This is a genomic window from Vogesella oryzae, from assembly GCF_902829295.1.
GTDB lineage: Bacteria > Pseudomonadota > Gammaproteobacteria > Burkholderiales > Chromobacteriaceae > Vogesella > Vogesella oryzae.
The window spans coordinates 39,603-58,989 of sequence record NZ_CADEPL010000058.1 but is presented as its reverse complement, the minus strand read 5'-3'; the positions used below and the strand labels follow the sequence as shown (position 1 = coordinate 58,989).

The 19,387-nt window shown below is 62.2% G+C and carries 17 protein-coding genes; 13 read left to right on the top strand and 4 right to left on the bottom strand.

Annotated elements, in window-relative coordinates; all coding sequences use genetic code 11:
* The 5 genes from HU218_RS16735 to HU218_RS16715 all read left to right on the top strand — a co-directional run.
* The coding region (locus HU218_RS16735; RefSeq protein WP_174876079.1) for a cation:proton antiporter domain-containing protein at positions 1–783 on the top strand (783 nt) is incomplete at its 5' end.
* Between the two features lies 1 nt (position 784).
* On the top strand, positions 785–1,915 hold the full coding sequence (locus tag HU218_RS16730) for a YbdK family carboxylate-amine ligase (RefSeq protein WP_174876078.1): 1,131 nt from the start codon (positions 785–787) through the stop codon (positions 1,913–1,915).
* A gap of 397 nt (positions 1,916–2,312) precedes the next feature.
* On the top strand, positions 2,313–3,824 hold the full coding sequence (locus HU218_RS16725) for a SulP family inorganic anion transporter (protein ID WP_246211390.1): 1,512 nt from the start codon (positions 2,313–2,315) through the stop codon (positions 3,822–3,824).
* Between the two features lie 143 nt (positions 3,825–3,967).
* Positions 3,968–5,227, top strand: coding sequence for a putative Na+/H+ antiporter (locus HU218_RS16720; protein WP_246211384.1), 1,260 nt, complete (start codon positions 3,968–3,970; stop codon positions 5,225–5,227).
* A gap of 182 nt (positions 5,228–5,409) precedes the next feature.
* Positions 5,410–6,168 carry a TatD family hydrolase gene (locus HU218_RS16715; protein WP_174876077.1) on the top strand — a complete coding sequence of 253 codons (759 nt, stop codon included), beginning with the start codon at positions 5,410–5,412 and terminating at the stop codon, positions 6,166–6,168.
* Between the two features lie 132 nt (positions 6,169–6,300).
* On the opposite strand, the gene HU218_RS16710 is transcribed toward HU218_RS16715, so the two are convergent.
* Complete coding sequence (locus tag HU218_RS16710) at positions 6,301–8,169, bottom strand: TolC family outer membrane protein (protein WP_217450864.1); 1,869 nt, start codon at positions 8,167–8,169, stop codon at positions 6,301–6,303.
* Positions 8,170–8,373: 204 nt separating this feature from the next.
* Between HU218_RS16710 and HU218_RS16705 the strand changes: the two genes are divergently transcribed.
* Both HU218_RS16705 and HU218_RS16700 read left to right on the top strand, forming a co-directional pair.
* A complete protein-coding gene (locus tag HU218_RS16705) occupies positions 8,374–9,036 on the top strand; it encodes a transglutaminase-like cysteine peptidase (protein ID WP_174876076.1) in 663 nt (220 codons plus the stop codon).
* Positions 9,037–9,047: 11 nt separating this feature from the next.
* On the top strand, positions 9,048–10,961 hold the full coding sequence (locus tag HU218_RS16700) for a bifunctional diguanylate cyclase/phosphodiesterase (RefSeq protein WP_174876075.1): 1,914 nt from the start codon (positions 9,048–9,050) through the stop codon (positions 10,959–10,961).
* Between the two features lie 172 nt (positions 10,962–11,133).
* Here the strand turns inward: HU218_RS16700 and HU218_RS16695 are convergent, their stop codons facing one another.
* From HU218_RS16695 to HU218_RS16685, 3 genes are all read right to left on the bottom strand, one after another.
* Positions 11,134–12,018, bottom strand: coding sequence for a Tim44 domain-containing protein (locus HU218_RS16695; protein ID WP_174876074.1), 885 nt, complete (start codon positions 12,016–12,018; stop codon positions 11,134–11,136).
* A gap of 65 nt (positions 12,019–12,083) precedes the next feature.
* Positions 12,084–12,785: a tRNA (N6-threonylcarbamoyladenosine(37)-N6)-methyltransferase TrmO gene (gene tsaA / locus HU218_RS16690; RefSeq protein ID WP_174876073.1), complete on the bottom strand. Its 702-nt coding sequence runs from the start codon at positions 12,783–12,785 to the stop codon at positions 12,084–12,086.
* A gap of 86 nt (positions 12,786–12,871) precedes the next feature.
* On the bottom strand, positions 12,872–13,624 hold the full coding sequence (locus HU218_RS16685) for a GNAT family N-acetyltransferase (protein WP_174876072.1): 753 nt from the start codon (positions 13,622–13,624) through the stop codon (positions 12,872–12,874).
* Between the two features lie 199 nt (positions 13,625–13,823).
* On the opposite strand from HU218_RS16685, the gene mnmG reads away from it, so the two are divergent.
* The 6 genes from mnmG to atpB all read left to right on the top strand — a co-directional run bounded on the left by mnmG (position 13,824) and on the right by atpB (position 19,386).
* The gene (gene mnmG / locus HU218_RS16680; protein ID WP_174876071.1) at positions 13,824–15,716 is read left to right on the top strand and encodes a tRNA uridine-5-carboxymethylaminomethyl(34) synthesis enzyme MnmG; all 1,893 of its coding nucleotides are present in this window, start codon (positions 13,824–13,826) and stop codon (positions 15,714–15,716) included.
* Between the two features lie 113 nt (positions 15,717–15,829).
* Complete coding sequence (gene rsmG / locus HU218_RS16675) at positions 15,830–16,456, top strand: 16S rRNA (guanine(527)-N(7))-methyltransferase RsmG (protein WP_174876070.1); 627 nt, start codon at positions 15,830–15,832, stop codon at positions 16,454–16,456.
* On the top strand, positions 16,453–17,244 hold the full coding sequence (locus tag HU218_RS16670) for a ParA family protein (RefSeq protein WP_174876069.1): 792 nt from the start codon (positions 16,453–16,455) through the stop codon (positions 17,242–17,244). Before rsmG ends, HU218_RS16670 begins: the two co-directional genes overlap by 4 nt.
* 3 nt (positions 17,245–17,247) lie before the next feature.
* Complete coding sequence (locus HU218_RS16665) at positions 17,248–18,111, top strand: ParB/RepB/Spo0J family partition protein (RefSeq protein ID WP_174876068.1); 864 nt, start codon at positions 17,248–17,250, stop codon at positions 18,109–18,111.
* Between the two features lie 38 nt (positions 18,112–18,149).
* Positions 18,150–18,587 (top strand): ATP synthase subunit I, encoded by a 438-nt coding sequence (locus HU218_RS16660; protein WP_246211383.1) that lies wholly within the window; start codon positions 18,150–18,152, stop codon positions 18,585–18,587.
* Positions 18,577–19,386, top strand: a complete 810-nt coding sequence (gene atpB / locus HU218_RS16655) for a F0F1 ATP synthase subunit A (protein WP_174876066.1) — start codon at positions 18,577–18,579, stop codon at positions 19,384–19,386. The genes HU218_RS16660 and atpB overlap by 11 nt, the downstream gene beginning before the upstream one ends.
* Position 19,387 lies beyond the last annotated feature (1 nt).

Genomic DNA, 19,387 nt, shown 5'->3' with positions numbered 1-19,387 from the left:
GTGCTGCGGGTGATCAACGACGAGAACAGCTCGGGGCAGGTGACCGAACGGGTGCTGCATCTGGCGGCCTTCAACTGTGTGCTGGCAGTGTTCGCTTTCAAGATCATTGTCGGGCTGGTGGTGTTCCGTACCTCGGGCAACCTGTGGCAGGCGACGTACAGCAGTTTCATGGTGCTGGGCCTGTCGGCGTTGCTGGGGGGGCTGCTGGGGGTATTGCTGCCGGCCTGGCTGAATGCCTGCAAGCGGCCGGGCCATGACAGTACGATGGCGTTTGCCATCGGGGTGATCTGCCTGGTGATGCTGACGCACAGTCTCAAGCTGTCGCCGGTGCTTGCCACGCTGGTCTTCGGGCTGGTGGCTCGTCACCGCCGGCTGGTGCTCAGCCCTTCCGAGCGCGGGTTCGGCGTGCTCGGGGAGCTGTTGTCGGTGTTCCTGTTTGTGTTCATTGCCAGCACGCTGGAGTGGCCACGGGTGCTGGATGGCTTGCTGGCCGGACTGCTGCTGGTACTGGTCCGTGCGGCGGCCAAGATGGCCGGTATCGTGCTGTTCGCCCGCGCCAGCGGCACGACCTGGCGCAAGGGGGCGCTGGTGGGGATGGCAATGATGCCGATTTCGGCTTTCGTCATTCTGCTGCTGGAGCAGAGTAAATACATCGGTATCCAGCTGGTCGACCAGCTGGCCCCGCTCGCGGCGGCGGCGCTGGTGCTGGAAATCGGTGGCCCACTGCTGACTACGCTGGCCTTGCTACTGGCCCGCGAGTCTCCGCGCCAACGGAGGTCATGACATGGCATTGGAAGTATTCACAACCTCGCAATCCCTCAGTCTGGGGGTAGAGCTGGAGATGCAGCTGGTCAGTCTCAGCGACTTCGATCTGACGGCGGCCAGCCCCGATATTCTGGAGCTGATCGAACGCTCGCATTTTCCCGGCAATATCACCCCGGAAATCACCGAGAGCATGATCGAAATCTCGACCACGGTGCAGACCCGCTACGACGAGCTGCTGGCACAACTGGTCGATATCCGCGATGCCCTGGTCAAAGCCGCGGACAAGCTCAATGTCGGCATCTGTGGAGGTGGCACCCATCCGTTCCAGCTGTGGAGCGAGCGGCGGATTTTCTCCAAGCCGCGTTTTCACGAAGTCAGTGCCTTGTACGGCTATCTGGCCAAGCAGTTCACCATCTTCGGCCAACATGTGCATGTCGGCTGTACCAGCGGCGACCAGGCCTTGTTCCTGTTGCATGCCCTGAACCGTTATGTGCCGCATTTCATCGCGCTGTCCGGCTCGTCGCCGTTTGTGCAGGGGCACGATACCCTGTTCGATTCGGCGCGGCTCAATTCGGTATTCGCCTTTCCGCTTAGTGGCCGGGCACCGTTCATTCTTGACTGGGAAGCGTTCGGGGACAGTTTCTTTGCCCGCATGGAACGTACCGGCGTGGTCAAGAGCATGAAGGATTTCTACTGGGATATCCGCCCAAAACCCGAGTACGGCACCATCGAGCTGCGCGTGTGTGACACCCCGCTGACAGTAGAACGTGCCGCGGCCATCGCCTGCTATTTACAGGCCTTGTGCCACATGCTGCTGCAGGGGGAGGAGCCGATGCCGGCAGAGGATGACTACCTGGTCTACAACTACAACCGGTTCCAGGCCTGCCGTTTCGGGCTGGATGGCAGTGTGGTCCATCCCAAGAGTTACGAGCAGATATCGCTGCGGGAAGACATCCTGACGACGCTGCGCCGGCTGCGGCAAAGTGCCGCGGAGCTCGGATGCGAGGCGGCACTGGAGCACATCGAGCGTATTGTGTACCGCGGCAATGATGCCACCGGCTTGCGCGATGTTTATGACGCCCGCGGCAGTGTGCAGAGCATGGTGGATGCAGCGCTGCAGCGCTTCCGTCACGGCGGCGAACCGCTGTGAGGTAAGGCTGGAGGCCGCTAGCGGCAGTAGGCGGCAGGCAAAAAAAACAGGGGGGCGGATGCCCCCCTTAATGCTCTCTCGTTCTTGCCTGCAATTCGTACAAGCGCTTTGCTATGGAGTACGGGTGGCGGACCAGGCCGCGTTACCCTCTGACAGTACCCATCCTAGTGACTTGTTTTATTGATGTTTATACCAATGCTTACTGCAGACAGACAATTAATTTTGTAGCAAAATATCGTTTTTGCCAAATCTATCGACTCTGTCTGTTGTAGACGCTCACGTTTTCTGTGGCTTGTTTCCGCTATCGGCGCTACCCATGCACAGTTTTGACAACCTGGGTGCGACGCGCTGATTCACGGCGCGATGAAGGCTGTCGCGCCTGCCCCCGGAGACATTTTTGTTGCAGAACCGACTGAGCCGCCTTGCCATCAAGACCGATGTGCTGAGCGGTATGACCGTTGCCCTGGCGCTGGTGCCGGAGGCAATCGCCTTTGCCCTGATTGCCCACGTCAGCCCGCTCACCGGCCTGTATGCGGCATTCTTCATCTGCCTGATTACCGCGTTATTCGGCGGCCGCCCCGGCATGATTTCCGGTGCCACCGGCGCACTTGCCGTGGTGATGGTCTCGCTGGTGCAGCAGCATGGCGTCGAGTACCTGTTTACCAGTGTGGTGTTGATGGGCGTCTTCCAGCTGCTGTTTGGTGCCCTGAAGCTTGGAAAGTTCATCCGCATGGTGCCGTATTCGGTGATGCTGGGGTTTGTGAACGGACTGGCGATCGTGATCTTCCTCGCCCAGTTCGGGCATTTCAAACTGGCCGGCCACTGGATGAACGGCCAGCAGCTGCTGGTGATGGGCGGGCTGATCGCGCTGACCATGGCGATCATCTACCTGCTGCCCAGAGTCACCACGGTCATCCCGTCCGCACTGGCCGCCATCCTGATCGTGGCGGCGCTGGTGGCGGGCCTGGGGATCGACACCAAGACGGTTGGCGACATGGGCTCCATCGCCGGCGGCCTGCCGCAGTTCCATATCCCGCAAATACCGCTGACGCTGGAAACGCTGTACATCATCGTGCCGTATTCGCTGATTCTGGCGACCATCGGCCTGATCGAGTCGCTGCTGACCCTCACGCTGGTGGACGAGATTACCGATAGCCGTGGCCAGCCGAACCGCGAGTCACTGGCACAGGGTGCGGCCAACGTGGTGGCCGGTTTCTTCGCCACCATGGGGGGCTGTGCGATGATCGGCCAGAGCATGATCAACATCAACAACGGTGCCCGTCACCGCCTGTCCGGCGTGGTGGCCGCGCTGCTGCTGCTGGGGTTCATCCTGTTCCTGTCTCGCTGGATCGAGATGATCCCGTTGGCCGCACTGGTCGGCCTGATGTTTGTGGTGTCGCAAAAGACCTTTGCCTGGAGCAGCCTGCAGGCGCTGCGCAAGATTCCGCGTCAGGACGCCATCATCGTGGTGGGGGTGACGCTGATCACGGTGTTTACCGATCTGGCGATTGCCGTGCTGTGCGGCGTGGTGTTCGCCGCGCTGGTCTTTGCCTGGCAGCATGCGCGGCAGATTACCGTCCGCACCCGCAGCGATGGTCACGACTGGAAAATCTACGAGCTGGAAGGCAGCCTGTTTTTTGCCTCGGTGGCCAACTTCAGCGAACTGTTCACCCCCAGGAACGATCCACCGCACGTGGTGATCGAATTCCGCCGCGCCCGGGTCATGGATCATTCGGCGATCGAGGCAATTGATACTCTGGCGCTGCGCTACCAGCAGCTGGGCAAGACGCTGCATTTGCGTCACCTCAGCCCGGATTGTCTGGAGTTGCTGGACAAGGCCAAGGGCATGGTGGAAGTGGACGAATTCGAAGATCCGCACTACCGGATTGCCGACAACAAGCTCGGCTAGTTCGCCGGCCGCCGTGGTGTGCGGATGCGCGACATGCCGGCAAGGCAATACAATCGAACGCTAGCGACAAGCCCGTCGCCACGGATGGCGGGCACTGACCGGCGGTTGCACTGTCGGGCAAAACACAACATAGAGGAGAGTCTGTGACACCAAGCATCATCCAGATGACTGGCGCCGTGCTGTTTGCCATCGCCATTCTGCATACGTTCTCGACCAAGTTTTTCGAGCATCTGGCGCACGCGCGCCCCACTCATGCCGGTTTGTGGCACCTGCTGGGCGAGGTCGAGGTGGTTTTCGGCTTCTGGGCCATGATCCTGATCCTGTTCATGTTCGCGGTCGAAGGGCAGGGCGCGGCCATTGCCTACCTGGATTCGCGCAACTTTACCGAGCCGATGTTCGTGTTTGCCATTATGGTGATTGCCGGCACCCGCCCCATCCTGCAGTTCGCGCAGCTGGGCGTGCGCGGCGTGGCCCGGCTGCTGCCGCTGCCCGGTGCGTTGGCGTTCTATCTCACCACGCTGTCGCTGGTGCCGCTGCTCGGTTCGTTTATCACCGAGCCGGCGGCGATGACGCTGGCCGCGCTGATCCTGCGTGACCGCTACTTTGCCCGCGGGCTGTCGACGCGCCTGCGCTACGTCACGCTGGGGGTGCTGTTCGTCAATATTTCCATCGGCGGCACGCTGACCTCCTTTGCCGCGCCGCCGGTATTGATGGTGGCTGGCAAGTGGCACTGGGACATGATGCACATGATGACCACTATCGGCTGGAAGGCGGCGCTGGCGGTCGGCGTCAATGCGCTGTGTGCTACCTGGCTGTTCCGGCGCGAACTGGCGCAACTGGCTTTCGGCAAAGGCGAAGCCGCACACGGCAAGGTGCCGGCGGCGATGATTGTGCTGCACCTGCTGTTCCTGGTGGCGGTGGTGGTATTCGCCCACCATCCTTCGGTGTTCATGGGGCTGTTCCTGTTCTTCCTGGGCGTGGCGCATGCCTACCAGCATTACCAGGACCGGCTGATCCTGCGCGAGGGGCTGCTGGTTGCCTTCTTCCTGGCCGGCCTGGTGGTGCTGGGCGGGCAGCAGCAGTGGTGGCTGCAGCCGGTGCTGCTGTCGATGAGCAGTGATGCGGTCTTTTTCGGCACCACCTTGCTGACCGCGATTACCGATAACGCGGCACTGACCTATCTCGGCTCGCTGGTGGACGGCCTGTCGGATGCGTTCAAATATGCGCTGGTGACCGGGGCGGTGACCGGTGGCGGCCTGACCATTATCGCCAACGCACCCAATCCGGCCGGTATCGCCATCTTGCGTGGCCACTTCGAGGATGAGGCGGTCCATCCGCTGGGCCTGCTGCTGGCTGCCGTGCCGCCGACCGTGGTGGCGATTCTGGCGTTCCGCCTGCTGTAACCCGATGCGGCCAACCGGTGAGCGTTACTGGTTGGCCGCAGTGTGCCGGCTGCCGCGATCGCGGCGCCAAGCCAGCCGGCGCTCATCGCTGCCGCCAGTGCGATGACCTATGCTGGAGCAAGATGCCGGCGGGCCCGGTCCTGCCGCGCGTCATGCCCTGATTCCCCGATATTTTGCGTGCCATGTTTATCGATACCCATCTTCATCTGGATGCCGGCGAGTTTGATACCGGGCGGGACGCGCTGTGGCAGGATGCGCGCGCTGCCGGCGTAGAGCAGGCGATTGTCCCCGCGGTGGCTGCGGCCAACTTCGAGGCGGTGCGCGCCATGCGGCAGCAGTTTGGCGTTGCGGCGGCCTACGGATTGCATCCGATGTATCTGGCACAGCATCAGGATGAACACCTGGAACTGCTGGCTGATTATCTGGCGCGCGAGCAGGCGGTGGCGGTGGGCGAGTGCGGGCTGGACCTGTTTGTTCCCGGGCTGGACCCGGCGCGGCAACAGCAGCTGCTGCTTGCCCAGCTCAAGCTGGCGCGGCATTTCGACCTGCCGGTGATCCTGCATGTCCGCCGGGCGGTGGATCAGGTGTTGAAATGTCTGCGGCAGGTACGGGTGCGCGGCGGGGTGGCGCATGCCTTCAACGGTAGCGAACAACAGGCACAGGCCTTTATCGAGCTGGGTTTTTGCCTCGGCTTTGGCGGAGCGATGACTTATCAGGGTTCGCAGCGTATCCGCCGCCTGGCGGCCAACCTGCCGCTGTCCGCCATCGTGCTGGAAACCGATGGGCCGGATATCCCGCCGGAGTGGGCGCAGGGGCAGCCGAACCGGCCGGACAATCTGCCACGCATTGCTGCGGTGCTGGCCGGTTTGCGTGCGATGCCGCTGGCGGAACTGGCGGCGGCGACCTCGGCCAATGCCCGGCGGACGTTTGACCGTCTGTAGTCAGGCGCAAGCCAGGCAGGAGGTGAGGTCGGCGAGATGACGCAGTGCCTTGGCTTGCCGGCGGGTTACGGCAGGCAGCAGGACAAAAAAATGGCCGGTCAGTGACCGGCCATTTTGCTATTGCCTTGTTGCTTAGTTTGTCGGTGCTGCCGGCTTTTTCAACCGTTTCACCGGTTTTTTCACCGGCAGTGGCGCAGCCGGGGCCGAATTGTCCTGAATCACCACCACTACGCGACGATGGGTCGGGTCGGTCGGTGCCAGGTTCGGCAACAGGCGGGTGCTGCCATAGCCTTCGCTGCTTAGACGGCTGGCGGCAATGCCCTTGCTCTGCAGGTAGTCGCGTACCGCTTGGGCGCGGCGCTTGGACAGATCCAGGTTGTGGTTGAAACCACCGGTGGTATCGGTATGGCCTTCTACACGGAAGGTTTTGTTGGCCAGCTCCGGCATGTTCAGGGTGGTGACCAGCTGATCAAGGGCCGGGATGCTTTCCGGGCGCAGCTTGGCGGAGTCCAGATCGAACTGCACCTGCACGCGCACGGTTACGTCACGCACGATCGGGGCCGGTGTGGTCTTGGCCACGATCGGTGCCGTCATGTTGCGGGCAGCGACCTTGTCCTTGTCGAAGGCCATCGGTGCGGTGTAATCGGTCGGGCAGGTTGGGTAGGTCAGGTCGTCGGCGCGGCTGAGCGAGCTGTCCTGCGGCTGGATCTGCAGAGCTTCCAGCAGGCGGCCGGATTCACCCAGTACCCGGTAGATGGCCAGTTGCTGGTTCAATTCGCCGTTGATCTGTTCACGACGGGCATCGAACAGTTCGTTTTCGCTGTCCAGCAAGTCAAGCAGGGTACGTTGGCCGATGTCGAACTGGCTGCGGTAGGCGTCGCGGGCTTTCTCGGTGGAGAGGGCGTGCTGGCGCAGGGCATCCAGCTGGCTGGTAATCTTCAGCACGTCGTTGTGGGCGATGCTGACTTGCTGGCGCATGTCGCGACAGGCCTTGATGCCCATCGCTTCGGCTTCACCCTTGCGCTCGGTTGCCGCCAGCAGGCGGGCACGGTCGGCACCGCCGCGGAACAGGTTCATGCTGACCACCAGCTCGACCGCGGTATCGCGATAGTTGTTGTCGGTAGCCTGATAGTTCTCGGTATTGACGTGCGTTGCGCGCAGATCCACTTTCGGCGAGAACGCGCCCTTGCGGACATTGATGTCATGTTCGGAGGCGCGGTAGAACGAGCGCGCGGCCAGCAGGCTCGGGTTGCTCTTGTCCGCCAGCGGCATCAGGTCGGCATTGCTGGGTACCAGATTCAGGTCCAGCGCCGGCAGCGTCAGCTCGGCCGGCGGCTCTTCACCCATGATGCGGGCGTAGCGGGCCTTCACGTCGTGCAGGTTGGACATCTCGTTGATCAGGTTGGATTCCGCCAGGCTCAGGCGACCATTGATCTGTTCCAGGTCGACGCGGCGGCCAACCCCTTGCGATACCCGCTGCAGAATCTGCTCGTAAATGCCTTTGTGAACGGCATAATTTTCTTCGGCGATTTCTACCAGCTTGCTATAACGCACTACATCGATGAACGCGCGTACCGATTCAAGGCTCTGCGATTCAGCGGCAGCGAGGTACTCGAAATAGCGGGCCCGGGCAGTGTAGTCCAGCTGTTTGAGCTGATTGATGGTCTGGAAGCCGGTGAACAGGTTCTGGTTCAGTGTCGCGGCATAGCCATGGCGGGTGAAGCTGCTCTCGGTCGCAACGTTTTTGCTTTGCGGATCTTTCAGATTCTCATGACCGACGGTGTAGCTCAGGTCAACAGTCGGGAAGAAGTCCGCGCGGGCAATGCCCTTTTCTTCGGCGCTGGCGCGGAAGGTGTACCACTTCATCCCGATTTCCGGGTTGTCTTTGACGGTCTGCATGACGGCATCTTTCAGCTCGATGGCATGCGACAGTGCGGGAGTAGTCATGGCAATCAATGCCAGAAGCGTATAACCACTGAGGTGTTTACGACGGAAGTTCATGATAGCCTCACCTAAACCTAGAGATTGTAAACCGTTTGATTCGAAGTATTTTAAATACCAGCTATAGTATAGGAATTTTCGGAACTGCTTATGGCAGTGTCAAGTAAAAGATAAAACGCTGTAGATTGAGGGGCAGTGTTTTCCACGTAGGCCGTGACCTGTATGGGTGGTATAGAAGCTTTCGCGAGATTTGCCCGGCCTTTCATGCAAGGCGGTTGGCGATTATGGCTATCGCTATGGCTTTGTGGCGCGTTGTTGCTGTTTGCCGGCCTTGGTACGGCCAGCGTTACGCCGGAACGGGCGCAGCAACTGTACGGTCCGCAGGTGTTGCGTATTTACCGCGACTGGCAGCAGCTGGTGCTGCGCCTGGGCAGGGAAAGCGACGAAGTGAAGGTGCGCGAGGTGAACCAGTTCTTCAACCAGCGGCTGCACTACATGGAAGACATCGAATTGTGGAAGCAGGTGGATTACTGGGCCACACCGCTGGAATCGATGAGCAGGGGAGCCGGCGATTGTGAAGACTATGCTTTTGCCAAGTACTTCACCTTGCGCGAATTGGGCGTGGCGCAGCAGAAGCTGCGCATGATTTACGTCAAGGCCCGCATCGGCGGCCCGGCCAGCACCATCACCCAGGCGCATATGGTGCTGGCCTACTATGCGGAGCCGACCGCGGAACCGCTGGTGCTGGACAGTCTGATCAGCAGCATCATGCCGGCGTCGCAGCGCAGCGACTTGCAACCGGTGTTCAGTTTCAATGGTGATGGTATCTGGGTAGGCGGGGGCAGTGCGCCCAATGCCAGTGTCGACCGGCTTACCCGCTGGCGGCAGTTGATAGACAAAATGAAAGCCGAAGGCTTTATCAATTGAGAGCGGCTAGGATGAAACGCGTTTCCCTGATTCAGCAGCTGTGGTTTCTGGTGGTGGCGGCGGTGGTGCTGGCGGCGGCCGGTAGCCTTGCGGCCAACCTTTACAACGCGCGCAACTATCTGGAGCAACAGCTGGCGGCGCAGAGCGCGGATGCGGCCAATTCGCTGGCGCTGCTGATCACGCAGAACCACGCGGACAGGGCGATGGGCGAGACGCTGATCAATGCCGCGTTCGACCAGGGCCACTTCCGCAGCATTACCTGGCGCGACCCGGAGGGCAAAGCCACGGTACAGCGTCTCAATGCAGCCGGCTTCGGTGGCGCGCCGCAGTGGTTCCGCCAGATTTTCCCGCTGACCACTGCGCCGGCCCGGGCGATGGTGAGCAGCGGCTGGATGCAGGCTGGTTTTGTCGAGGTTGAGAGCGAGGCCGGTTATGCCTATGTCTCGCTGTGGCAGGGAGCGCTGACCGTATCGTTCTGGGTGGCTATCGCCGGCATCGTGGTGGGGCTGATCGGCTCGATCGGCGTCGGCACCATCCGCCGCCAGCTGCTGGCGGTGGTGGATCAGGCCAAGGCCATTACCCAGCGCCGTTTTGTCACCATTCCGGAGCCGGATGGTCCCGAGATGGGGCGGCTGGCACAGGCCATGAATGCCATGGTGACCCGCGTCAAGGCGATGTTCGAGGAAGAAGCCAACCGGCTGGAGGAGATGCGCCGGCAGCTCAATTTCGACAAGGTAACGGCACTGGCCAATCGCGATTACTTCATGGGCCGCTTGGGGGCAACGCTGGGCGAACCGGATGTGGCGCAGGAGGTGCTGGTGCTGATGCGTATCGGCGCATTGGCCGAGCTGAATGCGCATCTGGGGCGGCCGCTGACCGACGAGATGCTGGCGCAGTTTGGCCGGGTATTGCTGGACCGGCAGCGCTTCGGTGACGACAGTCTGGCGGCGCGCATGAACGGTGCCGATTTCACCCTGCTGGCGCAGCAAAGCCATTTCGATGCCGACAAGGTTGCCCAGCTGCACGACGAATTGATGGCCTTGCTGAGCAGTTTCGCCGGCGAGGCCGTGGTGTTGTCGATGGCGGTGACCGAGCTGCGGCAAGGCGATTCCATCCGCGACGTGATGTCGCGACTGGATGCGGCGCTGGCGCTGGCAGAAGCCAATGGCGGCACGCGGGTGGAAATTGCCGGCGGCAATGTCGACAAGCCGCTGGCGCTGACTGCCGAACGCTGGGGGCACTTGCTGGATCAGGCGGTGGCCGCCAGCGAGTTCAAGCTGGTGCGGTTTGCGGTACGCAATGCGCATGGTGGTTTGCTGCATGAGGAAGCGCCGCTGCGCTTGAAACAGGGCGACGACTGGCTGCCCGCCAGCCAGTTCCTGCCGATGGCGATCCGTACCCGCCGCGTGGCAGCGCTGGATCTGGCGGCGGTGGGCATGGCGCTGACTCAGTTGGCCGCAGACCCGGCCTGTCCGGGGCTGGGGGTGAACCTGGCGGCAGAATCGCTGGACGACGACGGCTTCATCGCCCAACTGGCAGCGCTGGTGCGTAACCAGCGCCAGGCAGCCAGCCGGCTGTGGCTGGAGATGGCCGAAGCCGGGGTGGTGCCGCGCTTCGAGCGCTTCCGCGCCTTGTGCCTGGCGCTGGAGGAACTGCCGTGCAAGATTGGCGTGGAGCACTTCGGTCGCCAGTTCAGCCTGATCGGCCAACTGCATGATCTGGGTATCGACTACCTGAAAGTGGATGGCAGTTTTGTGCCGCAGATCGAGCAGCATCAGGGCAACCAGACCTTCCTCAAGGGGGTGTGCAATATTGCCCACAATATTGGTCTGGGCGTGGTGGCCGAAGGGGTGAAAACCGAGCAGGAAGCCAGCACGCTGTTCGCACTGGGCTTCGATGGCGTGACCGGTCCCGGCGTGAAGTAAGCTCGCCAGCGGATCAGGACAAGGGCTGCCAATGGCAGCCCTTTTTGCCGTCGAACCGAGTGGCAGGCACATGCGGCCAACCTTGGCGCTGCTGGCGGCCCGCTGTTGCTGGTAGGGCGGCGGCAAACGAACAAGGCGCCCGCGGGCGCCTTGTTCGTCTGCCGTGTATGGCTTAGTTCTGCTGGATGCCGGCTACCAGCCACTTGCCGTTGCTGTTGCCATCCTTCAGATAGTGCCAGGTTTCGCTGAACGGTACGGCCGCGGCGCCGACGCTCTCGCTGACCATGCCGTGGAAGCGCACGCTGCAGATCATGCGGCCGCTTTCCTCGGTGCTTTCCACCACCTGGCAGTCCAGCTGCGGGAAGTCGGCCGGTTCAGTGTTGGCCGCAATGTCTTCCTGCAGTGCCTGGAACAGGTCCGGCGTCAGGTATTTGCGTACTTCTTCCAGACTATCGGCCGAGTTCAGATTCTGCAGGTGCAGGAAGGTGGCCTTGGCCTGGCGCAGGAAGTGCGGCACCTCGGTGCCATCCGGCAGCCGCTGCAGGCTGGACGGTGGAGGCGTCAGGCCGCTGCCGCCAAATTGCGGGCTGCCGGAACCGATCGGCGGAATACCATTGGCGCCTGCCGGCTGATAGTGCATCGGCTGCTGTGTTTGCGGCAGCGGGCGCGGCTGGCTGTTGGCCGCACGGCGGCGGAACAGCGACAGCAGGGCGAGGCCGGCCAGTGCGCCGCCAATCACGTACAGCCAAGGGAAGCCGCCTTGTTCGCCAGTGCCGGCCTTGCCGTCATTCATGGCATTGCCGAGCAGGTAGCCCGCAGCGGCGCCGGCGGCACCGGCAGCAACCATGCCACCAATGCCGGAGCCGCGCTGTTGCTGGGCGGGGGCGGCTTGTGCCGGTGCCCGCGGCGGAATCGACTGCTGATAGCTTTGCGTCGGTGCCGTGCGTTGCATGCCGGTGCTGCGGCCTTTGCCCAGTCGGGCGGCGTCGGCAAACGGGCTGGCCAGCAGGGTAATGAGGGAGATGGCCAATACGGTCGTCTTCACTCGGGAATTCATGTGTTGTTCTCCAGTGTGTGTTGCCTGCGAAGGCAGGCAACCGCTCGGACAATGCCGGGCCGTAATTAGTTCTGGGCAGGTGTGACGATTTCAAGCACCCGCACGTCGCTGCCGGTGATGCAGAAGCGTACATCGCAGTGCGCTAGCCGGATGCCGTATACCCGGGCGGGGTCGTTCTGATAGGCCGGGCGCGGGTCTTGCGCCAGCACTTCGTCGATCAGCGCCGGCAGCCATGCCGGGGTGTCCGGCCAGGTGGCAAGATCGGCGCGGGCGCGCTCGCTCCATTGCACCGCCAGTTGCGGCGGCGGGCCGTCGACAAAGCCGCCGCTCGCCTGCGGCTTGGCTTCCACGAACGGAATATAGGGCTTGATGTCCAGCACCGGTGTGCCATCGAGCAGGTCGGCGCCGGCCAGTTGCAGCGCCACGCCGTTGCTGGTGTCGATGCCTTTGAGCTCCACCAGCGACAACCCCAGTGCATTGGGGCGATGGGTGGCACGGCTGGCGAACACGCCGACCTTGGCGTTACCGCCCAGCCGTGGTGGGCGGACCAGCGGCTGCCAGCCACGGGCCGCGGTTTCGTGGAACACGAAGGTCAGCCAGACGTGCGAGAACGCCTCCAGCCCGCGCACGCAATCCGGCTGGTTATACGGTGGCAGCAGTTCCAGGCTTACCGGGGCAGAGGGGGCCAGCGCCGGCTGGCGCGGAATGCCGAATTTTTCCTGATACGGCGAGTGGATCACGCCGATGGTGTCGAGTTCGAAGCGCATGGCGCGATTGTAGCCGATGCGCCGTGGCGGCAACGCACGTTGGCCGCAGCCTGGTCAGCCTGCGGCCAACGTTGTTACCTGCCGGCTCAGGCGGCGAAGTGTTTCTGGTGGCGCAGGTCCAGCCGGCTCATCGGCAGCAGCATGAAGAAGTCGGCGCAGTTGAAATCCGGGTCCCACGCCGGCTCGCCGCATACCCAGGCGCCGGCGCGCAGATAGCCTTTGACCAGTGGCGGCATCGGCGCCGGTGCGGCATCGTCGATGATCTTGTCCAGCGGCAGCGCCAGGTGCGGCGTCACGCGCCATTCCGGCGGTGCCAGGTGTTTGCCTTCCAGTTGCCGGTACAGGCTTACCGCCTGATGGCCACCATCGGCCAGACTGACGCTGGCGCAGCCGGCCAGGTATTGCCCGCCCTGCTGGCGGACATAGTCGGCCAGACCGGCCCACAGCATGGCGATCACCGCGCCGCGGCGGTAATCCTTGTGCACGCAGGAGCGGCCAACCTCGATGATGTGCTGGCGGATGCCGGCCAGCCGGCTCAGCTCGAACTCGTGCTCCGAGTACAGGCAGGGGACGGCATGGGCGCGCGATGGCGGCAGCATGCGATAGGTGCCCACTACCTTGCCGGTGCTGTTGTCTTCCACGATCAGGTGGTCGCAGTGGGCATCGTAGTCGTCGCGGTCGATGCCGTCGGCGGCGGAAACCAACTGCGCGCCCATTTCACCGGCAAATACCTGATAGCGCAGCTTCTGCGCACGGCGGATGTCCTTGTCGCTGCGGGCGAGGCGGACGCCGAGTTTGCCGGCCGCAGCCGGAACCTGCTGTTCGCGAAGATGTTGCATGTGGCTTTCCCGTAATGAAGTCGCCAGATCATGCTAGAGCGCGATGTTGACAGCGCCGTGTCGTTGCCATGACTGCGGTGTGACATGGCGGTGAAGTCCCTGTGACAAACAGGGTGATGAAAATCAATGACTTACAATAATCCTGTTTTGGCGTACAATACCCGGTTCCGTTTTTCCCGGTCTTTGCCTTACACACTTTATGATCTACCCGACGACCTTTGACGTGATTGTGGTGGGCGGCGGTCACGCCGGCACCGAAGCCGCGCTGGCAGCTGCGCGCATGGGCTGCAGCACCCTGCTGCTGACGCACAACATCGAAACCCTGGGCCAGATGTCGTGCAACCCGTCCATCGGCGGTATCGGCAAGGGTCATCTGGTGAAGGAGGTGGATGCGCTCGGCGGCGCCATGGCACTGGCTACCGATATCGGCGGTATCCAGTTCCGTACCCTCAATGCCTCCAAGGGCCCGGCAGTGCGCGCTACCCGCGCCCAGGCCGACCGCATCCTGTACAAGGCGGCGATCCGCGACATGCTGGAAAACCAGCCCAATCTGACGCTGTTCCAGCAGCCGGTGGATGATCTGCTGATCGAAGGTGATCGTGTCGCCGGCGCCATAACCGCCATCGGCATTACCTTCCGCGCCAAGACCGTGGTGTTGACCGCCGGCACTTTCCTGTCCGGCAAGATTCACGTCGGTATGGAGAACTACACCGGCGGCCGCGCTGGTGACGAAGCCGCCTCCACGCTGGGCGCACGCCTGCGCGAGCTGAGCCTGCCGGTGGGCCGCCTCAAGACCGGCACCCCTCCGCGTATCGATGGCCGCAGCATCGATTTCTCGGTGCTGGAAGTGCAGCCGGGGGACACGCCGGAGCCGGTGTTCTCTTACCGTGGCAACCGTGCCATGCACCCGCAGCAGTTGCCGTGCTGGATCGCGCATACCAATCAGCAGACTCACGACATCATCCGCAGCGGTTTCGACCGCAGCCCGATGTTTACCGGCGTGATCGAGGGCGTCGGCCCGCGTTACTGCCCGTCGATCGAGGACAAGATCAACCGCTTCGCCGACAAGGACAGCCATCAGGTGTTCCTGGAGCCGGAAGGTCTGACCACCAACGAGTTCTACCCCAACGGTATCTCTACCAGTCTACCGTTCGATATCCAGTTGGCCGCAGTGCGCTCGATCCGTGGTCTGGAAAACGCGCATATCCTGCGTCCGGGCTATGCCATCGAGTACGACTACTTTGATCCGCGCGGGCTGAAATCGACGCTGGAAACCAAGTCGATCCAGGGCCTGTTCTTCGCTGGCCAGATCAATGGCACCACCGGTTACGAGGAGGCCGCGGCGCAAGGTTTGCTGGCGGGCCTGAATGCCGGCCTGTACGCACGCGAGCAGGACGGCTGGTGTCCGCGTCGCGACGAGGCCTACCTCGGCGTACTGGTGGATGACCTGTCCACCATGGGTGTGTCCGAGCCGTACCGCATGTTTACCAGTCGTGCCGAGTTCCGCCTGCAGTTGCGCGAGGACAATGCCGACCTGCGTCTGACCGAGGTTGGCCGCAAGCTGGGCCTGGTCGGCGATGCGCAGTGGGATGCCTTCTGCCGCAAGCGCGATGCCGTCGAGGCGGAAAAGCAGCGCCTGGGCAGCATCTGGGTGCATCCGGCCAAGATCCAGCCGGGCGAGGACGAGCGCGTTGTCGGCCAGAAGCTGACACGCGAGTATTCGCTGGCCGACCTGTTGCGTCGCCCCAATGTGGCCTACCGCGAGCTGATGACACTGTCGCTGGCGGGGGAGGGGGTCGCCGACGAGGTGGTGGCCGAGCAGGTCGAGATCCAGATCAAGTACCAGGGCTATATCGACCGCCAGAACGAGGAAGTGTCGCGCCGCGAGCAGCTGGATGACGTCAAGCTGCCGGCAGACATCGACTACAGCCTGGTAAAAGGGTTGTCGAAGGAAGTGTCGCAAAAGCTCAACCAGCACCGTCCGGAAACGCTGGGACAGGCTTCGCGCATTCAGGGCATCACCCCGGCGGCGGTGGCTTTGTTGCTGGTGCACCTCAAGCGCGGATTTGCCGACGCCCGTAGCGCCAGCTGAGCGGCAAAAAAAATGCTGCAGTGCGCTCCGGAGTGCCGACTTCGGGGCGCATTTGTTTTTGATACCCGCTACAATCGGGCGATCCACGAATTCCGACATTCATTGCAAACGACATGACGCACCGCGCAGACATCACGACAGGGTTGGCCGCCATCGGCCTGGAACTGAGCGAACAGCAGATCAACTTGCTGGAAGGTTATCTGGGCCTGCTGGCCAAGTGGAACCAGACCTACAACCTCACCGCCATTCGCGAGGAAGAGCGCATGGTCAGCTACCACTTGCTGGACAGCCTGACGCTGGTGCCGCAACTGGATGGTGGTACCCGGCTGCTGGACGTTGGTTCCGGTGGCGGCATGCCTGGCATTCCGGCTGCCATCGCCCGTCCGGATCTGCATGTGGTGCTGCTGGATGCCAACCACAAGAAAACCACCTTCCTGCGCCAGGCGGCCATCGAGCTGAAACTGCCGAACGTGGAGGTGATTACCGGTCGCGTCGAGGCGTATCAGCCGGAGCAGAAATTCGACCGTATCACCAGTCGCGCCTTTGCCGAGCTGGGCGATTTCGTCAAATTGTCGCGCCACCTGTTGGCCGCAGATGGCCAGTTCGTAGCGATGAAGGGGGTGTACCCGTACGAGGAAATCGCCCAGCTGCCGGAAGGCTTTGCGGTATCGGAAGTCCGTCCGTTGCAGGTGCCGGGGCTGGATGCCGAGCGCCATCTGGTACGCGTGGTAGCAAAATGACAGCCCGTATCATCGCCGTTGCCAACCAGAAAGGTGGGGTAGGCAAAACCACCACGGTGGTCAATCTGGCGACCGGTCTAGCGGAGCAGGGGCGGCGCGTGCTGATCGTCGACCTCGACCCGCAAGGCAATGCCACCATGGGCAGCGGTATCGACAAGAGCGATCTGCCGTTGTCGGTGTACCACGTGCTGCTGGCAGAAAACAGCATCGAGGAAGTGCGTCGTCCGGCCAAGGAAGGCGGCTACGATGTATTGCCGGCCAACCGCGACCTGTCCGCCGCCGAAGTGCAGCTGGTGCAGGAGCTGGCGCGCGAGGCGCGGCTGAAGAACGCGCTGGAACTGGTGGCCGAGCAATACGATTACGTGCTGATCGACAGCCCGCCGTCGCTGAACCTGCTGACCCTTAACGGCCTGGTGGCGGCGCAGGGCGTGCTGATCCCCATGGTGTGCGAATACTACGCGCTGGAAGGGCTGACCGATCTGGTGGGCACCCTGCGCAAGGTGCGCGCCGCCGTCAATCCGCGTATCGAAATCATGGGCCTGTTGCGCACCATGTTCGATGCGCGCAGCAATCTGTCGCAACAGGTGTCCGAGCAATTGGCGCGCCATTTTGGCGACAAGGTGTTCGAGACCGTGGTGCCGCGCAATATCCGTCTTGCCGAGGCGCCAAGTCATGGCTTGCCCGGCATCGTCTACGATCGTACCGCCCGCGGCTCGCAAGCCTATCTGGCCCTGGCTGGCGAACTCATCGCCCGCCTGGAGCCGCAAACCGAATCTACCGAGCAATAAATCATGGCCAAACTGAAAGGACTCGGGCGCGGCCTGGACGCGCTTCTCTCCACGGTCGAGGCGGCGGACGATCGCCTGACCTCGCTGCCGCTGGATCGCATCCGCCCCGGCAAATACCAGCCGCGCAGTTTCATGGCAGACGAAGCGCTGCAGGAGTTGGCCGCATCGATCAAATCGCAGGGCGTGATACAGCCGGTGGTGGTGCGCGAGGTGGGGCTGGGCGACTATGAGTTGATTGCCGGCGAGCGTCGCTGGCGCGCCAGCAAAATGGCCGGCTTGCAGGAGATCCCGGCGGTGGTGCGCAGTGTGGCGGACGAGGCGGCGCTGGCCATGGCGCTGATCGAGAATATCCAGCGCGCGGATCTGGATCCGATTGAAGAGGCGCGTGGTATCCAGCGGCTGATTGCCGAGTTTGATCTTACCCATGAGGCAGCGGCCGTGGCACTGGGGCGATCGCGTAGCGCGGTCAGTAACCTGCTGCGCCTGCTGGCACTGCCGCAGCCACTGCAGGATATGCTGCATCAGGGCCAGCTGGAGATGGGGCATGCCCGGGCGCTGCTGCCGTTGCCGGTGATCGAGCAGGTGGCGTTGGCGCAAGAAATCGTGGCGGATGGGCTTACCGTGCGCGAGGTCGAACAACGGGTTCAGTCGGCGCCGGGGGGCGAGAAGGTTGGCCGCAAGGCAGAGACTGCAGCGCGTCGCGATCCGGATATCGATCGCTTGGCGGAGTTGTTGTCTGACCGTCTGGGAATGTCGGTATCGTTTCGCCATTCCGGCAAGGGGGGCGGCAAGCTGATTATCGACTATGCAAGCCTGGATGAACTTGACGGACTACTTGAAAAACTTCAAGCAAAATCAAGCTGCTGACAACTTGGTTACATTTATCCAGATGACGGGAGGCAAAGTTGACGCTCTCGTCACCTCAAGCCTATAATCGCTCGATTTTTTCAGATTCAGACATGATTAATCCGGACGCCAAGCGCGTGCTGCGCGCGCAGGTCAGACTAACCCTTCTGGCCATGCTGGTGAGTGTGCTCATCGCCGGCGCAGTGCCCAGTGTTCCGATGTCTGTGCTGATTGGCGGGCTGTGTGCTATCTTGCCCGCCCTGCTTTATGTGCGGATCGCCGGCAAGGTGCAGCGTGCAGCGCCGCCGGAATTGATGCGGGCGCACTATCAGGCGGAGGCAGTGAAGTTTGTTGCCACTGTTCTGTTATTTGCGGGCACGTTCGCATTTTTCAAGGATTTATCCGTAGCGGGACTGTTTGCAGGCTATATCGCCGCAACATCCGGCTACTGGTTCGGGCTTTTGAGCAATAATCGAGACCAACGCAATGGCAAGTAACGCAACTGAGTATATTCAGCACCACTTGACGTTCTGGAACTCCTCGCACGAGGGCGGTTTCTGGAGTCTGCACGTCGATACCTTTTCCATTTCCCTGCTGCTGGGCTTCCTGTTTGTCGGCATTTTTGCCAAGGTTGCCCGTAACGCTAAACTGGAAAACCCGGGCCGTCTGCAACTGTTTGTAGAGTCCATCGTCGAGATGGTCGATACCCAGGTAAAAGAAATTTTCCATGCCAAGAGCAAGGTTATTGCTCCGCTGGCACTGACTATCTTCTGCTGGGTGTTCCTGATGAACGCCATGGACATGCTGCCGGTGGATTTGCTGCCGTGGATCGCCGGTAACGTTGGTGCCGCTCTCGGCCACGACCCGCACCATGTCTACTTCCGCGTGGTGCCGTCTGCCGACGTTAACGCTACTTTTGCCATGTCGCTGTCCGTGATGCTGTGCATCATCGGCTTCTCCATCTCGGCCAAGGGCCTGGGTGGCTGGATCAAGGAGCTGTTCACCGCGCCGTTCCATGCCGAAAGCCTGCCGATGATCATCATCCTGGCGCCGGTTAACTTCGCGTTCCAGCTGGTTGAACTGGCCGCCAAGCCGATCTCTCTGGCGCTTCGTTTGTTCGGTAACATGTACTCCGGCGAACTGATCTTCATCCTGATCGCACTGCTGCCGTGGGGTGTGCAGTGGGCGCTGGGTGCGCCGTGGGCCATCTTCCACATTCTGGTTATTACCCTGCAGGCTTTCGTGTTCATGATGCTGACCATCGTGTACCTGAGTCTGGCAGTCGAGCATCACTGAT

Excerpts from the sequence above, each read along its gene's own strand:
- HU218_RS16685 (WP_174876072.1), bottom strand. The coding sequence starts at position 13,624 with ATGCAACATCTTCGCGAACAGCAGGTTCCGGCTGCGGCCGGCAAACTC.
- mnmG (WP_174876071.1), top strand. The coding sequence starts at position 13,824 with ATGATCTACCCGACGACCTTTGACGTGATTGTGGTGGGCGGCGGTCAC.
- HU218_RS16730 (WP_174876078.1), top strand. The coding sequence starts at position 785 with ATGGCATTGGAAGTATTCACAACCTCGCAATCCCTCAGTCTGGGGGTA.
- HU218_RS16700 (WP_174876075.1), top strand. The coding sequence starts at position 9,048 with ATGAAACGCGTTTCCCTGATTCAGCAGCTGTGGTTTCTGGTGGTGGCG.
- atpB (WP_174876066.1), top strand. The coding sequence starts at position 18,577 with ATGGCAAGTAACGCAACTGAGTATATTCAGCACCACTTGACGTTCTGG.
- HU218_RS16670 (WP_174876069.1), top strand. The coding sequence starts at position 16,453 with ATGACAGCCCGTATCATCGCCGTTGCCAACCAGAAAGGTGGGGTAGGC.
- HU218_RS16710 (WP_217450864.1), bottom strand. The coding sequence starts at position 8,169 with ATGAACTTCCGTCGTAAACACCTCAGTGGTTATACGCTTCTGGCATTG.
- HU218_RS16715 (WP_174876077.1), top strand. The coding sequence starts at position 5,410 with ATGTTTATCGATACCCATCTTCATCTGGATGCCGGCGAGTTTGATACC.
- rsmG (WP_174876070.1), top strand. The coding sequence starts at position 15,830 with ATGACGCACCGCGCAGACATCACGACAGGGTTGGCCGCCATCGGCCTG.
- HU218_RS16695 (WP_174876074.1), bottom strand. The coding sequence starts at position 12,018 with ATGAATTCCCGAGTGAAGACGACCGTATTGGCCATCTCCCTCATTACC.
- HU218_RS16665 (WP_174876068.1), top strand. The coding sequence starts at position 17,248 with ATGGCCAAACTGAAAGGACTCGGGCGCGGCCTGGACGCGCTTCTCTCC.
- tsaA (WP_174876073.1), bottom strand. The coding sequence starts at position 12,785 with ATGCGCTTCGAACTCGACACCATCGGCGTGATCCACTCGCCGTATCAG.
- HU218_RS16705 (WP_174876076.1), top strand. The coding sequence starts at position 8,374 with ATGCAAGGCGGTTGGCGATTATGGCTATCGCTATGGCTTTGTGGCGCG.